Annotated in this window: 13 protein-coding genes and 1 other RNA gene; 6 read left to right on the top strand and 8 right to left on the bottom strand. The window is 34.0% G+C overall.

Annotated elements, in window-relative coordinates; genetic code table 11:
* Window positions 1-158 precede the first annotated feature (158 nt).
* The gene (gene pheT / locus P163_RS11345; protein WP_034891107.1) at window positions 159-2,585 is read left to right on the top strand and encodes a phenylalanine--tRNA ligase subunit beta; all 2,427 of its coding nucleotides are present in this window, start codon (window positions 159-161) and stop codon (window positions 2,583-2,585) included.
* Window positions 2,586-2,673: 88 nt separating this feature from the next.
* Here the strand turns inward: pheT and P163_RS11340 are convergent, their stop codons facing one another.
* The gene (locus P163_RS11340) at window positions 2,674-3,249 is read right to left on the bottom strand and encodes a fasciclin domain-containing protein (RefSeq protein WP_034891104.1); all 576 of its coding nucleotides are present in this window, start codon (window positions 3,247-3,249) and stop codon (window positions 2,674-2,676) included.
* Between the two features lie 197 nt (window positions 3,250-3,446).
* On the opposite strand from P163_RS11340, the gene P163_RS11335 reads away from it, so the two are divergent.
* Together P163_RS11335 and P163_RS11330 are read left to right on the top strand one after the other, a co-directional pair.
* Complete coding sequence (locus P163_RS11335; RefSeq protein ID WP_034894314.1) at window positions 3,447-4,166, top strand: hypothetical protein; 720 nt, start codon at window positions 3,447-3,449, stop codon at window positions 4,164-4,166.
* Between the two features lie 75 nt (window positions 4,167-4,241).
* The gene (locus tag P163_RS11330) at window positions 4,242-4,502 is read left to right on the top strand and encodes a putative signal transducing protein (protein ID WP_034891101.1); all 261 of its coding nucleotides are present in this window, start codon (window positions 4,242-4,244) and stop codon (window positions 4,500-4,502) included.
* Window positions 4,503-4,566: 64 nt separating this feature from the next.
* On the opposite strand, the gene P163_RS11325 is transcribed toward P163_RS11330, so the two are convergent.
* Window positions 4,567-6,192 carry an ABC-F family ATP-binding cassette domain-containing protein gene (locus P163_RS11325; RefSeq protein WP_034891098.1) on the bottom strand — a complete coding sequence of 542 codons (1,626 nt, stop codon included), beginning with the start codon at window positions 6,190-6,192 and terminating at the stop codon, window positions 4,567-4,569.
* A gap of 176 nt (window positions 6,193-6,368) precedes the next feature.
* Here P163_RS11325 and P163_RS11320 point away from each other — a divergent pair, with 176 nt between their 5' ends.
* Window positions 6,369-7,793, top strand: a complete 1,425-nt coding sequence (locus P163_RS11320; protein ID WP_034891095.1) for a hypothetical protein — start codon at window positions 6,369-6,371, stop codon at window positions 7,791-7,793.
* Between the two features lie 73 nt (window positions 7,794-7,866).
* On the opposite strand, the gene fsa is transcribed toward P163_RS11320, so the two are convergent.
* From fsa to ffs, 3 genes are all read right to left on the bottom strand, one after another.
* Window positions 7,867-8,520 carry a fructose-6-phosphate aldolase gene (gene fsa, locus P163_RS11315; protein WP_034891092.1) on the bottom strand — a complete coding sequence of 218 codons (654 nt, stop codon included), beginning with the start codon at window positions 8,518-8,520 and terminating at the stop codon, window positions 7,867-7,869.
* 42 nt (window positions 8,521-8,562) lie between these two features.
* The gene (locus P163_RS11310; RefSeq protein ID WP_034891089.1) at window positions 8,563-9,387 is read right to left on the bottom strand and encodes an SDR family oxidoreductase; all 825 of its coding nucleotides are present in this window, start codon (window positions 9,385-9,387) and stop codon (window positions 8,563-8,565) included.
* A 41-nt stretch (window positions 9,388-9,428) separates the two neighbouring features.
* Window positions 9,429-9,528, bottom strand: an RNA gene (gene ffs, locus P163_RS18185) — signal recognition particle sRNA small type.
* 87 nt (window positions 9,529-9,615) lie between these two features.
* Here ffs and P163_RS11305 point away from each other — a divergent pair.
* Window positions 9,616-10,671, top strand: coding sequence for a glutaminyl-peptide cyclotransferase (locus P163_RS11305; protein ID WP_034891086.1), 1,056 nt, complete (start codon window positions 9,616-9,618; stop codon window positions 10,669-10,671).
* A complete protein-coding gene (locus P163_RS11300) occupies window positions 10,672-11,076 on the top strand; it encodes an acyl-CoA thioesterase (RefSeq protein ID WP_034891083.1) in 405 nt (134 codons plus the stop codon). It begins immediately after the preceding gene.
* Between the two features lie 12 nt (window positions 11,077-11,088).
* Here the strand turns inward: P163_RS11300 and hemL are convergent, their stop codons facing one another.
* Genes hemL through P163_RS11285 form a run of 3 tightly spaced genes read right to left on the bottom strand, consistent with a single transcriptional unit; the run spans window position 11,089 to window position 14,155 of the window.
* Window positions 11,089-12,375, bottom strand: coding sequence for a glutamate-1-semialdehyde 2,1-aminomutase (hemL, locus tag P163_RS11295; protein ID WP_034891080.1), 1,287 nt, complete (start codon window positions 12,373-12,375; stop codon window positions 11,089-11,091).
* Window positions 12,376-12,378: 3 nt separating this feature from the next.
* On the bottom strand, window positions 12,379-13,224 hold the full coding sequence (locus P163_RS11290) for a glucosaminidase domain-containing protein (RefSeq protein ID WP_034891076.1): 846 nt from the start codon (window positions 13,222-13,224) through the stop codon (window positions 12,379-12,381).
* A gap of 1 nt (window position 13,225) precedes the next feature.
* Window positions 13,226-14,155: a 1-aminocyclopropane-1-carboxylate deaminase/D-cysteine desulfhydrase gene (locus P163_RS11285; protein WP_081891364.1), complete on the bottom strand. Its 930-nt coding sequence runs from the start codon at window positions 14,153-14,155 to the stop codon at window positions 13,226-13,228.
* Between the last annotated feature and the right edge of the window lie 50 nt (window positions 14,156-14,205).

Here is a 14,205-nt window from a genome sequence, read left to right as displayed (position 1 = left end):
CCTTAGAATTGCATTTTGACGTATTATCATTAATCTTCGAGAAGACCGCTTAATTTGACTTAAATTAGATTCTATCGATATTTTATCTCTAAAAACAAAGGGCAAATTATGCCAAAACCATTCGTAATACTATCTTTGCCCACGGAAAAAAGGAACCTATGAAAATTTCATACAATTGGCTTAAGCAATTTATAAAACTACCAAATAACCCAGAAGAGACGGGACATTTACTTACAGACCTTGGGCTGGAAGTAGAAGGTATCCAAAGCTTTCAAAGTATAAAAGGAGGTTTAGAAGGAATTGTAGTTGGCCAGGTATTAAGTTGTCTTCCGCATCCTAATGCAGATCGACTTAAATTATGCAAGATTGAAATTGGATATAATGAGACACTTCAAATAGTTTGTGGTGCACCAAATATTGCCGAAGGTCAAAAAGTACCGGTTGCAACAATAGGCACCGTTCTTTATGATGAAAAAGGGGAATCTTGGGAGATAAAAAAAGGTAAGATACGCGGAGAAGAAAGTTTTGGAATGGTATGTTCTGAGCAGGAGCTTGGACTTGGCGCTAGCCATGATGGCATCATGGTTCTAAAGAGCGATCTGGAACCAGGAAAAGCTATAGCCGAAATTTTTGAAGTTGAAAATGATCAAGTTTTTGAAATAGGTCTTACTCCAAATAGAGCAGACGCAATGAGCCACTGGGGAGTTGCAAGAGATCTTAAGGCTGGATACCAGCAACAAGATCTTAGCCTAGAACTTATTACTCCTTCTGTAAGTGGTTTTAATGTAGACAGTAGAAGTCTAAGAATTCCGATATTTGTAGATGATTCTAACCTTGCGCCTAGATATTGCGGAATAACTATGTCTGAAATCAAGGTAAAACCTTCACCAAAATGGCTTCAGAATAGATTAAAAGCTATAGGAATAAATCCGAAGAACAATATTGTAGATGCTACCAATTACGTTATGCATGAACTTGGACAGCCTTTACATGCCTTTGATGCAGATAGCATAGTAGGAAATGAGATTCACGTAAAGACCCTTCCTGCGGGCACCAAGTTCACTACGCTAGATGAAGTAGAAAGAGAACTTCATGAAGAAGATCTTATGATCTGCGATACTCAAGGACCTTTATGTATAGCCGGAGTATTTGGAGGAATTTCTAGCGGTGTTAAAGAAACAACTTCTAAAATTTTTATAGAAAGTGCCTACTTTAATCCTGTTAGTATAAGAAAAACAGCTAAAAGACATGCTCTTAACACAGATGCATCATTTAGATTTGAAAGAGGAATAGATCCAAACATTACAGAATACGCCTTAAAACGTGCGGCAGTGCTTATTAAAGAGATTGCCGGAGGTGAGATAACTAGTGATGTAGATGATCTATATTTCAAAAAAATAGAAGACTTTCAGGTTTTTCTAACCTTTGAAAAAGTAAATAAGCTTATAGGCCAGAATCTTGCTGAGGAAACCATCAAATCTATCTTAGCTTCTTTGGAGATTCGAGTTAACAATGTTACAGAATCTGGAATGGGGCTAACTATTCCTTCTTATAGAGTAGATGTTCAAAGAGAAGCAGATGTTATTGAAGAGATCTTAAGAGTTTACGGATATAACAACATAGAATTTGGAACGAAATTAAATGCCTCCATTTCAAATTCTTCAAAATTTGAAGATTATAAACTTCAAAATCATATCGCAAATCAATTGGTAGGACAAGGTTTTTTTGAAACCATGGCTAACTCCTTAACTACCGCTAGTTATACAAAATTAACTGATCATATTAGTGATGAGCAAAGCGTAAGAATGCTTAATCCGCTAAGTCAGGATCTGTCTGTTATGCGTCAGTCATTATTATTCTCAGGATTAGAGGCGATAACCTATAATTTAAATAGAAAGAGAAGTGACCTTAAATTCTTTGAATTTGGTAAGACGTATCATAATTATCCTAGCGGCCGTGAGGAGAAAAAGCATTTAAGCCTATTTGTTTCGGGCAACAGGTTTTCTGAATCTTGGAATACTACTCAAACTCCTGGAAATTTCTTTTACATAAAAGGTATAATAGAGAATATTTTAGAGCGCCTTGGGATTACATCTCTCAAAAATTCTTCTGTAAAAGAAGATATTTTTTCTGAAGGCCTTGCTATTTCCTCAGGAAAATCTAAACTGGTTGAATTTGGAGTATTAAAAAATTCAATACTTAAGCATTTCGGAATTCAGCAAGAAGTTCTATATGCTGATTTTAACTGGGACCTTGTACTAGAAACGGCCCAAAATCAAAAAGTTAAGTTTACAGCTATTCCAAAATCTCCGGCGGTACGTAGAGATTTTGCACTATTGTTGGATGAAGCTGTTAGCTATGAAGAGATTGAAACTATTGCTAAACAATCTGAAAAACGACTTTTAAAATCTGTGAATCTTTTTGATGTGTATCAAGGTAAAAATCTACCTGATGGAAAGAAAAGTTATGCAGTAAGTTTTATGTTTCAGGATGAGCATAGCACGTTTACAGATAAGCAAATAGATAAGATAATGAACAAATTACAACAGCGCTTTGAAAAGGAATTGAAGGCTGAATTAAGATAGTAATTCTCATCTTCCAAAATTAACAAAGGTCATTTTCAATTAAGAAAATGACCTTTTTAAATTTAAGAACCCCATGCTCTTAAAAAAATTATTTTGATGGTAATAGTACGGTATCAATAACGTGAATAACTCCGTTAGATTGATTTACATTAGCAATAGTTACAGTAGCCACATTACCAGCAGCATCTTTAATTTTTACATTTTTACCATCCATCATTGCGGTAAGTTCAGCACCATTTACAGTTTTAAAGGTAGCTTTTCCATTTCCCACTTTAATAGCATTTATAAGGTCTTTAGCTTTAAAGTCTCCAGCTAAAACATGATAGGTTAAAACCGCTTGTAATTTCTCTTTGTTCTCTGGTTTCAAAAGTGATGCTACCGTTCCTTCCGGTAATTTTTCAAAAGCAGCATTTGTAGGTGCAAAAACAGTAAAAGGTCCATCTCCCTGTAATACTTCAACCAATTCTGCAGCCTTCACAGCAGCAACAAGGGTTGTATGATCTTTAGAATTCACTGCATTCTCAATAATGTTTTTACTAGGATACATCTCTGCTCCACCCACCATTATAGTTTTTTCCTTATTCATTTTCTGAGCATGTACCTCTGCAGTTGAAAATAATACGATCCCACAAATTGCAATTGCTAAAAATTTTAAATTTCTCATAATATGTTGATTTAGTTATCTGTATAAACAAACGAGAAATAGCTAAATGCGGTTCTAACAAATAGCTGAATTAATACTTCTTTAACTTTTGTATATCCCAAAAAACAGGTGATTCAACCTTCAAAAAATAAATTTTTATTTGACGTTGGCAATTCAGTATCAATTATTTAATTTAGTTGAACGCAAAGTTGATGATGATGAAAATTCTAAATACACACATTCCCACAAAAATCTTAGAAGCCAGAAATAAGCGCATTACTGCGAATGATATTTTGGAATCTGTTCGCCAAATTTTGGACAAAGACGAGCAGAGAGAGAAGAACATTCAAAGAACACTATCTGAAGGATCAGATCTCTCTAATAACGAATTTAATATAGATCTTTTAAGTTCTGAAAAGATATTCCATATCTCTGATATTAAAAAAATATGTGTTCTATACAGATTAAGATTTTTAGATAGCAACTATTTTAAAGGCGCTCTTCCCTACGAGGCTTTAATTAAAATTAAAGAAATAGAAAATACGCATCATATCGAGCTTAAAGGATTCAAGATCATGGCTCCCTCAAAATTGTTCAAATTGGAGAATGCAGACGATCCTTTATTATTTGCACCTATAGGGAATGATTACTTCTACTTAATTCATTCTTGGGGTAAAGACCTACATCCCTTCAGAAAGTTGCTTATGTGGCCATTCAAGGAGATTGAAAACCTTCTTATTACTTTAGCGCTATTTAGTGTTGTGTTAACGCTTATGGTTCCAGATGGATTGTTTAGTCCACATACTACAACATCAGAATACATTATGACTTTCTTTTTTATTTTTAAAGGGGTAGCAGGAATGGCTATATTTTATGGTTTCAAAAAAGGTAAAAATTTTAGCTCTTCCATATGGAATAGTAAATATTACAACGCTTAGAACGTTAAACTCTTTAAAAAACGTTGATAATACAGATTTGCTTTATGTATTTTAGAATATCTAAAACTAAATATTATGAGCACAGAAGATAATTATCAAAGAGTATACACAGGTTCTGATGTTAATGTACAATACCTTCAAGAACTTTTTCAAAAAGCAGGAATCTCTTGTAGAGTGCGCAACGATTTTGATTCTGGTTTGAGAGCAGGATTTGGAGGAGGGCTCCCGGGACAAGTGCAACTTTTTGCCGTAACTTCTCATCTAGATGAAGCTCAAAAGATTGTGGCTGCAACTTTCAAAGAAGATTATTCTGATGAAGAAGATCAAGGCCTTTAAAAAGAATTCAAATAAAAAACCCTCAATGAATATTTGAGGGTTTTTAGTTTTTATATATTAAGAATTACACTTTATACATCTTATCGCGTTGCTCTTTTATCTTCTTATCATCCATATACTCATCAAAACTCATATACCTGTCAATAACTCCATTAGGAGTTAATTCTACCACTCTATTAGCTACAGTTTGTGCAAATTCATGATCGTGAGTGGTGAACATTACAGTTCCTTTAAAATTCTTAAGCGAATTATTAAAAGCGGTAATAGATTCTAGATCTAGGTGGTTGGTAGGTTCATCTAACATTACAACGTTAGCGCGCATCATCATCATTCTACTTAACATACATCTTACTTTCTCTCCACCGGAAAGTACATTTGATGTTTTTAATGCCTCTTCCCCACTAAATATCATTTTACCTAGAAATCCACGAATGTAAACTTCTTCTCTCTCTTCATCTGTTTTAGCCCATTGGCGTAACCAATCTACAAGCGTTAGATCGTTTTCAAAAAATTCTGAGTTATCTAGTGGTAGATAGGATTGGGAAGTAGTTATACCCCAATTATAAGTACCGGTAACAGCTTTTTGATTTCCGTTTATGATCTCATAGAATGCAGTTGTAGCTCTAGAATCTCTAGAATACACTACTACTTTATCTCCTTTTTTAAGATTAAGATCTATATTTTTAAAGATTGTCTCACCGTCTATAGATGCTTCCAATCCTTCTACGTGTAAGATCTGATCTCCGGCTTCTCTATCTCGTTCAAAGATGATGGCTGGATATCTTCTACTGGAAGGCTTAATATCTTCAATATTTAATTTATCAATCATCTTTTTACGAGATGTTGCTTGTTTAGATTTCGCAACATTCGCACTAAATCTCATGATAAATTCCTGCAACTCTTTCTTCTTCTCTTCTGCTTTCTTATTCTGTTGAGAACGTTGTCTAGCAGCTAACTGAGAAGATTCATACCAAAACGTGTAATTACCACTGTAATGATTGATCTTTCCAAAATCTATATCAGAAATATGAGTACAAACCGCATCTAGAAAGTGACGGTCGTGAGATACTACTATTACTGTATTCTCATAATAAGCCAAAAAGTTTTCCAACCAGATTATTGTTTCATAATCCAGGTCGTTGGTAGGCTCATCCATGATCAATACATCCGGATTTCCAAAAAGTGCTTGTGCTAATAACACACGTACCTTTTGCTTACCATCAAGATCCTTCATAAGTGAGTAATGATAATCTGCAGAGATCCCAAGATTTGAAAGCATAGAGGCAGCATCGCTATCTGCATTCCATCCATTCATTTCTTCAAATTCCACCTGTAACACCCCTACTCGCTCTCCATCTGCATCATTGAAATCTTCCTTAGCATAGATCTCATCCATTTCCTTTTTTATTTTGAATAATGGCTTATTACCCATAATTACTGTTTCTAAAACAGTATATTCATCATAAAGGTTGTGGTTTTGCTCTAGAACAGACATTCTCTTTCCTGGCTCTAGAAAAACTCTACCACTAGTAGGTTCACTTTTTCCAGAAAGGATGTTTAAAAATGTAGATTTTCCAGCACCATTAGCACCAATAATTCCGTAGATATTCCCCTGTGTAAAAGTGGTATTTACCTCGTCGAATAAAACACGCTTACCAAATTGAACTGAAAGATTTGAAACTGATAACATAGATATATATTTCTTCTCGTAAATTTTTGCAAAAGTAGCTAATATTGTCCAATAGATAAAAGATTAACTTTTTAATTCAGCCTTTTAACTATCGATTAACAAAAGAAGACCTATCAAAAATTATATTTGTTACGTTGTAATTATTTCCAAATACCCCTAGAATTCCCAATCCTCTTATGAGAACTATAATATCCCTCTCAATACTGCTTTTATTTGTGGGACTGACTTCCTGCAATAGTGACATTAAGAACACTCAAAAAGTATTTATTGGTGGTCAAATTGAAAATCCAAGTAGCGAATATGTCATCATCTCTAAGAACGATGTAGATATAGATACATTTCAGCTAAATGAAAATAATAGATTTAGTGGAGAGCTAAATAATATTGAAGCAGGCCTATACGTTTTTAAACATCCACCCGAAAATCAGATCATGTATTTAGAACCAGGAGATAGCACACTGGTTTTTGTTAATACCTTAGATTTTGATGAATCTATAAATTTTAGCGGTAAGGGCGCTAAAGAAAGTAATTTTCTAAATAAGATCTATCTTCAGAATCAAAAGAACAACGATCTTATTCTTCATTATTATAAAGTTAAGCCTGAAGAGTTTGCTTACAAAACAGATTCTATAAGAGAAGCAAGAACCTTAGACCTAACAGCTCTTAGAGATAGATATGATCTATCTGAAGAATTTTACGACCTAGCTGCTGCTAGTATAAATTATGAATTCTACGATCTAAGAGAGCGATATACTTTTTTAATTGAAAAGTATTATCACGAATATGCAAATAACATCCCTTCAGATTTTCATGAGTATCGCAAGGATATTTCTTTTAATGATAAAGCATCTCAGGATAATTATATTTACTTGAACTTTTTAGATGATTATTTTAGATCGAAATCTATAGAAGATTGTAAGTCTAAAAAAAGCAGTTCTGAAGAATGTTACGATCTAAACAGTTATGAAAACATAAAGAGTAGAATGAAAATGGTAGATTCTAATATTGAGATAGAATCAATTAGAAATTCATTTTTAGAACTTTTGGCGGCTCAGGGAATTATCTATTCTCAGAATAAAGAGAATATCAACTCTATCGTAGAAACTTTGAAATCCATGAATTACTCTGGCAGACAATTGAAGGATATTGAGCAAATGGCTATGATCCAAAATAATTTGCTGCCTGGCTCTAATATCGGTCATTTAAAACTATTGAATAGTAAAAATGAGCCGGTTATGTTGAAAGATATTTCAAGAAAACCTATAATTACTTACCATTGGACCTTAAGTTCTCAAGGACACCACAAATGGGAAAATAATATTATTGAAGACCTTAGATTTAAGTATCCAGAGATCAATTTTATAGGCATTAATATAGATAAAGATCAATTTGATATTTGGCAAAACAGAGTTGCTCAGGAAGTTTATGATCAAAATTTTGAGTATAAATTAGAGATCATCACCGTAAAGCAGAAACTACTTAAAAACTACCTGAACAAGCTGCTTTTTGTAAAAGCAGATGGGACAATAGTTAGAGGAGATGTACAATTGAATTCTCCTGAACTTGAGAATAAAATTTTAGAATTTATCAGTCAGAAATAGCCTCTTAAAATATCACAAATCAAAAAATCCCAAAGTTACCTCTGGGATTTTTTTTATTATTTTATAAGGTAATTTAATTTCCCTTATTATAATCTGCTAAAAATTGTTTTAAACCGCTATCTGTTAAAGGATGTTTTAATAAACCTTCAATAGAAGAAAGCGGCCCGGTCATTACATCTGCCCCAATTTTAGCACATTCTAATATATGCATGCTATGACGTACTGAAGCTGCAAGAATTTCAGTTTCAAATCCGTAGTTATCATAGATCAATCTAATATCTGCAATCAGATTTAATCCATCTGTAGAAATATCATCTAATCTACCAATAAATGGAGATACATAGGTTGCACCTGCTTTTGCTGCTAACAAAGCTTGTCCTGCAGAAAAAACTAGTGTACAATTGGTTCTAATTCCCTTATCGCTAAAATATTTAATAGCTTTAATTCCTTCTTTTATCATAGGAATCTTAACCACTATTTGCTTATGAAGCTTAGCTAGTTCTTCACCTTCTTTAACCATTCCATCAAAATCTGTAGAAATTACTTCTGCACTCACATCTCCATCTACAATATCACATATCTTCTTGTAATGATTAATGATATTTTCTTTTCCGGTAATTCCCTCTTTTGCCATTAAAGAAGGATTGGTTGTAACTCCATCAAGAACTCCAAGATCCTGAGCTTCTTTAATTTGATCAAGGTTTGCAGTGTCAATAAAAAATTTCATAGTGGTTTTTTTAAGTTTTATAGAAAATTTTGTGTTGTAAAATTACAATTTATAATGTTTGAGCAACATCTTCTCATATACTTTATCTGGTAGAATCCTTTTAAGCGCAATAGAAAATTTCTGTAATGGTTCTCCCACCTTGTAATGCCCTCTAGGTTTTTTGGTAGTAATTATCTTATAGATAGCTTTTGCCATTACCTGCGGATCTTTACCGTGATCTACATGCTCATTCATAATATTTAAGGTACGCTCATAGGAAGTTTCATATGGAGAACCTTTAATTACAGGAGCATGAAATCTCCCTGCCGCAATATTGGTAGCAAAATCTCCAGGAGCAACATTAGTCATACTAATATTAAAGTCTTTAAGCTCCATTCTAAAGGCTTCTGTAGTTAGTTCTAAAGCTCCTTTTGAAGCTGAATATATACCGCGATATGGTAAGCCCATATACCCAGCAATAGAGGTAATATTTATTATAAGCCCTGATTTTTGCTTTCTCATTTGCGGCAATACAGACTTAATTACATTTAATGGCCCAAAATAATTGGTATCAAAAGCTTTCTTTATTTCAATTTCCGGAGTTTCTTCAAGCGGGCCTGTAATTCCAACCCCTGCATTATTTATAAGTACATCTAACCTACCCTCTTTTTCTATGATTGAATTAACCGCAGCAGTTATAGTCTCGACTTTAGTAACATCCAAAGCAACTAATTCAAATTTTAAAGAAGATTGATTTTGAGGATTTCTACTCGTACCGTAAACCTTATAATTTCTATCAGAAAGATATTCTGCTATAGACTTTCCTATTCCTGAAGAACCACCAGTAATAAGAACAACTTTTGAAGTTTGAGAGGCATCTGTTTTCATAGCTCACAAAGATGCGATAATATTTAAATATCAGATACAAAAAATGGCAAGCTACCCACATCACACCGCTTCGACCGCCTACCCTTGCTGCGTTCCCGCCCTGGGGGGATTCAGCAGGAGCTGGTTGTGTGGGACTTGCCGAGGCAAATATACAATCTTTGATACATTTTACAAGTATTTTTTAAACTGATTTAATTAATTTAGCCCTTAGCAAAAACGCTAATTTTTATGAAAAAAGCTAACCTCCTGTTACTGTTTATTTTAAACTTCATTTTAATTTCTTGTGGAAGTAATTCTGATAAAAAAATAAGTGATTATTCTTTAAAATTAAATCAAGTTAAGGCAGAATATCATCTAGGAGATCAGTTAGAAGTCTCTATTTTGAATCCAAAAAGTAAAAAAATAGACTCCGTTAACTTTTACCTTCAAGATAAATTAATCTCAAAAAAGCCAGAAGAGACCAATTTGAAGTTAAAGCTTGAGAGAGAAAAGTTGGGTAATCAAAAAATAAGCGCATTTATCTATTCTGAAGGCACTACAGATACCCTACAAACTTCGGTAAAAATATATAATGATGCACCTCCCGCAATTTATACCTATAAGATCATTAATACCTATCCTCATGATCAGGGAGCATATACGCAAGGCTTAGAATTCTTAAATGATACTTTATACGAAAGTACAGGGCAATACGGAAGTTCTTCATTGCGTATTACTAATTTTGAAACGGGAAAGGTTCTTAAAAAGATAGATCTAGACGCAAGATATTTTGGAGAAGGACTTTCAATTCTAAATAATAAGATCTATCAATTAACCTGGCAAAAAGGAGTTGGCTTTATTTATAATATAGAAACTCTCGAAAAAATTGGCAGTTTTAATTTTAATCAAAGTAAAGAAGGCTGGGGACTATGCAATGATGGTAAGAAATTCTATAAAAGTGATGGTACAGAGAAGATCTGGACTTTGGATGCTCAAACGCTGGCTGAACTAGATTATATACAACCTACAACAAACAGAACGATCTCTACACAGTTAAATGAACTAGAATGGGTAGATGGTAAAATATACGCGAACACTTATCAAAAAGACGGAGTAGCCATCATTAATCCTAAAAATGGAGCTATTGAAGGTATCATAGATTTCCATGATCTAAGAGATAATGTTACACAACACCCAAAACTAGATGTATTAAACGGAATTGCATATAATCCGAATACTAAAAGATTGTATGTTACCGGAAAGAACTGGGATAAATTGTTTGAGGTAGAAATTATAAAAAAATAAATGAGTTATACTCCCGAAATATTTGAACAGCAGCTAAAGGTTTCTGAATCTGATCTTGATGATTTGCAACATGTAAATAATGTACAATATGTGCAATGGATACAGGATATTGCGAAGTCTCATTGGGAATCTAGAGCTAGCAGCGAAATTAAAGAACGCTATTTTTGGGTAGTTATAAGGCACGAAATAGATTACAAGAGGCAGGCGTTCTTAAATGATAACTTGCTTTTAAAAACATTTATTGGAGAACAGACACATGTAACTTCAAAGAGACATGTCCATATATTAAATAAAGAAAATGGAGATATTTTGGTAGAAGCAAAGTCTACGTGGTGCCTCATGGATTATTCAACAAAAAAACCCGTAAAGATCTCTGAAGAACTATTACGAGTTTTTTGTAAATAAGATACTATCTACTTATAGCGTTTTTGATATTTCGCGTACTGCATGTATCGTTTTGTCTATATCTTCATAAGATAAGGCTTCAGTAATGAACCATGTTTCGAATGCACTTGGAGCAATATAAATTCCATGATCTAACATTCCATGGAAGAACTTTTTAAAAGTTTCATTGTTGCCATTCGCAGCAGTATCAAAATCAACTACCCTTTCTTCCGCAAAATGAACAGAGATCATAGAACCAAATCTATTAATAGTATGAGTAATATTATTTTCTTTTAAAACCTTTGCAATTCCTTCATGTAAATATTGAGTCTTTTTATTGATACTTTCAAAGATCTCCCTATTTTCATCTAGCTCTGTAAGCATTGCTAATCCTGCAGCCATTGCCAAAGGGTTGCCACTTAATGTTCCGGCTTGATATACAGGTCCAATTGGAGCTAAATAATTCATGATTTCATTTCTAGCAGCGAAAGCACCTACCGGCAAACCACCTCCAATAACTTTTCCAAAACATACAATATCTGCCTTAACTCCAGAAGTTTCTTGTACACCTCCAGGGGCCAATCTAAACCCTGTCATTACCTCATCAAATATCAACAAGATGTCATTAGCATCACACAATTCCCTAAGTCCTTCTAAAAACCCTTGTTGTGGTGGAATACATCCCATATTTCCGGCAACCGGTTCTAAAATAATACAGGAGATCTCCTTTTTATTAGCCTCAATTAATTGCTTTACACTATCCAGATCGTTGTATTTGGCTAAGAGCGTATCTTTTGCTGTTCCCTGAGTTACACCGGGACTATTTGGAGTTCCAAACGTTATGGCTCCACTCCCCGCTTGTATCAAAAATGAATCGCTATGCCCATGATAACAGCCTGCAAATTTTATGATCTTTTCTTTTGAATTGAAACCTCTCGCCAGTCTAACTGCACTCATACAAGCTTCTGTTCCAGAATTCACGAACCTGATCTTGTCTATATTAGGAACCATTTTTACCGCTAATTCTGCAATTCTGGTTTCAATTTCTGTAGGAGTTCCAAAACTGGTTCCCTTTTTAGCTTTTTCGATAACAGCATCTACCACAGGCTTATGGGCATGACCCAAGATCATTGGCCCCCAAGAATTAATGTAATCTATAAACTTATTCCCGTCTGCATCAAATAAATAAGCTCCTTCAGCACGTTCTACAAAAATAGGATCTCCCCCAACCGCTTTAAAAGCTCTAACGGGAGAATTTACTCCACCTGGAATTACCTTTTGCGCATTCTCAAATAACTCACTACTTCTCTTATAAATCATATTTTAATATTGGTTATTAGCAGGAGACACCTTTAATCTCTGGCCTATAGCAAGATCATTAGATCTTAGATTATTAACTTCCTGCAGCATTTCTACTGTGGTATTAAATCTTTTTGAAATTGAATACAACGTATCCCCCTTTTCAACGGTATATGTTTTGAATCCAGAATTTGAACTTGCTTCTGCAATTTCAGAGCTGCGTTCTCTTCTTCTAGATTTCTTACCTAAAACTTTTTCGTCAAAATGATTTAATTGATATTTTTCTATCATATCTATCAATTTTCTAGGATAAAGCCTATCTGTAGCATATCCTGCAGCTCTTAAACCTTTCGCCCAGCCTTCATAATCATCTATATCCAGATCAAAAAGATTAGAATATCTTCGTCTCTCACTTAAAAATAAGGAGTGATCTCTATATGAGAATTTAGGATCATTATATTTCCTGAAACATTCCTGAGAACGATCGTCATCGTGATACACTTTATCGCCTTCCCAATCATGGCATTTTATTCCGAAATGATTATTTGCTCTTCTTGTGAGTTCTCCCCTTCCAGCACCAGATTCTAAAATACCTTGAGCCAATGTTATACTTGCGGGGATGTTGTAAAGTCTCATTTCTTCCATAGCGATGTCTGAATATTCTGAAATGTATTGCTCTACAATATTTGCATAGCTTCCGGTAGGTCTAGATCTTACCTCTGCATCTACAGGTCTGGCCGGAATTGCTCTGCTTTCTCTTTTGTTTTCTGTTCTAGGGGTAGATTTACGAGAAGTGACCTTTTTTTTGCTTCCGCAGGAAGCAGCCATAACAACTACTAAGATCAAGAATAAAAGTCTTTTGAAGATCATTCTAAATTTCGATTAAGGGTAATTTCTTTTTAGACAATTGCTTATTCATACCTTCTATGCCCTGTAAGCCTCCTGTATGAACGGCTAAAATACGAGAATTTTCAGGAATAGAAGATTTTTCGATCAGGTCAAAAATACCAAAAATCATCTTTCCTGTGTAGATAGGATCTAATGCGATCTGATATTTTCTCTTAAATTTATTTAAGAAATTAATTAGCTCTCCATTCACTTTGGCGTAACCTCCAAAATGGTAGTCTGTTACTAACTCCCAATTTGTTTTTGAAGTAAAATTTCTAATTTCAGAGCTTAAGAAATCTCCTTTTAACGCAGGAAAACCCAAAACTTTTTGATCTGAATGGGATGCGTTTATGATGCCGGAGATTGTTCCTCCTGTTCCCACCGCACAGCAAATAATCTCGAAATTAGATTCTGCATCAGTCATGATTTCTTCACAGCCTTTAACTGCAAGCTCATTAGTTCCGCCTTCAGGAATTAGATAAAAATCACCAAAATCAAATTTCAGTTTTTCAATAAATTCTGACGAATCTTTCTCTCTATATTTTTCTCTGTTTATAAAATGAAATCCCATCCCTTGCTCTTTTGCAAATCTTAGAGTAGAATTATGATTTAAGGTAGTATTTAGATCTACACCCAATTCTTCCCCTCTTATAATTCCTATCGTTTTAAATCCTAAAAGTTTTCCTGCTGCTGCAACAGCCGCTATGTGGTTTGAAAAAGCACCTCCAAAAGTGAGAATGGTTTTACTTCCGTTATTTTTAGCCTCTTGAAGATTATATTTTAATTTTCTGAATTTGTTTCCGGAGACGAAGGGATGAATAAGGTCTTCTCTCTTAATATGTAAACTAATGTTGTGTGCTTTAAAATGCGTAACTAGCTCAACGGGAGGTTCAACAAAATTAAGATCCATCATTTTCATCATATAGCAAAGATTGGAATTTTAGCATTATTCTATCCCTAAAT

It is taken from the genome of Gillisia sp. Hel_I_29 (assembly GCF_000744275.1).
Lineage (GTDB): Bacteria > Bacteroidota > Bacteroidia > Flavobacteriales > Flavobacteriaceae > Gillisia.
This window is presented reverse-complemented; position numbering and strand designations above follow the sequence as displayed.

What these genes read in the sequence shown, in the direction of transcription:
- pheT (WP_034891107.1), top strand. Translation starts at nt 159, where the DNA reads ATGAAAATTTCATACAATTGGCTTAAGCAATTTATAAAACTACCAAAT.
- P163_RS11340 (WP_034891104.1), bottom strand. Translation starts at nt 3,249, where the DNA reads ATGAGAAATTTAAAATTTTTAGCAATTGCAATTTGTGGGATCGTATTA.
- P163_RS11335 (WP_034894314.1), top strand. Translation starts at nt 3,447, where the DNA reads ATGAAAATTCTAAATACACACATTCCCACAAAAATCTTAGAAGCCAGA.
- P163_RS11330 (WP_034891101.1), top strand. Translation starts at nt 4,242, where the DNA reads ATGAGCACAGAAGATAATTATCAAAGAGTATACACAGGTTCTGATGTT.
- P163_RS11325 (WP_034891098.1), bottom strand. Translation starts at nt 6,192, where the DNA reads ATGTTATCAGTTTCAAATCTTTCAGTTCAATTTGGTAAGCGTGTTTTA.
- P163_RS11320 (WP_034891095.1), top strand. Translation starts at nt 6,369, where the DNA reads ATGAGAACTATAATATCCCTCTCAATACTGCTTTTATTTGTGGGACTG.
- fsa (WP_034891092.1), bottom strand. Translation starts at nt 8,520, where the DNA reads ATGAAATTTTTTATTGACACTGCAAACCTTGATCAAATTAAAGAAGCT.
- P163_RS11310 (WP_034891089.1), bottom strand. Translation starts at nt 9,387, where the DNA reads ATGAAAACAGATGCCTCTCAAACTTCAAAAGTTGTTCTTATTACTGGT.
- P163_RS11305 (WP_034891086.1), top strand. Translation starts at nt 9,616, where the DNA reads ATGAAAAAAGCTAACCTCCTGTTACTGTTTATTTTAAACTTCATTTTA.
- P163_RS11300 (WP_034891083.1), top strand. Translation starts at nt 10,672, where the DNA reads ATGAGTTATACTCCCGAAATATTTGAACAGCAGCTAAAGGTTTCTGAA.
- hemL (WP_034891080.1), bottom strand. Translation starts at nt 12,375, where the DNA reads ATGATTTATAAGAGAAGTAGTGAGTTATTTGAGAATGCGCAAAAGGTA.
- P163_RS11290 (WP_034891076.1), bottom strand. Translation starts at nt 13,224, where the DNA reads ATGATCTTCAAAAGACTTTTATTCTTGATCTTAGTAGTTGTTATGGCT.
- P163_RS11285 (WP_081891364.1), bottom strand. Translation starts at nt 14,155, where the DNA reads ATGATGGATCTTAATTTTGTTGAACCTCCCGTTGAGCTAGTTACGCAT.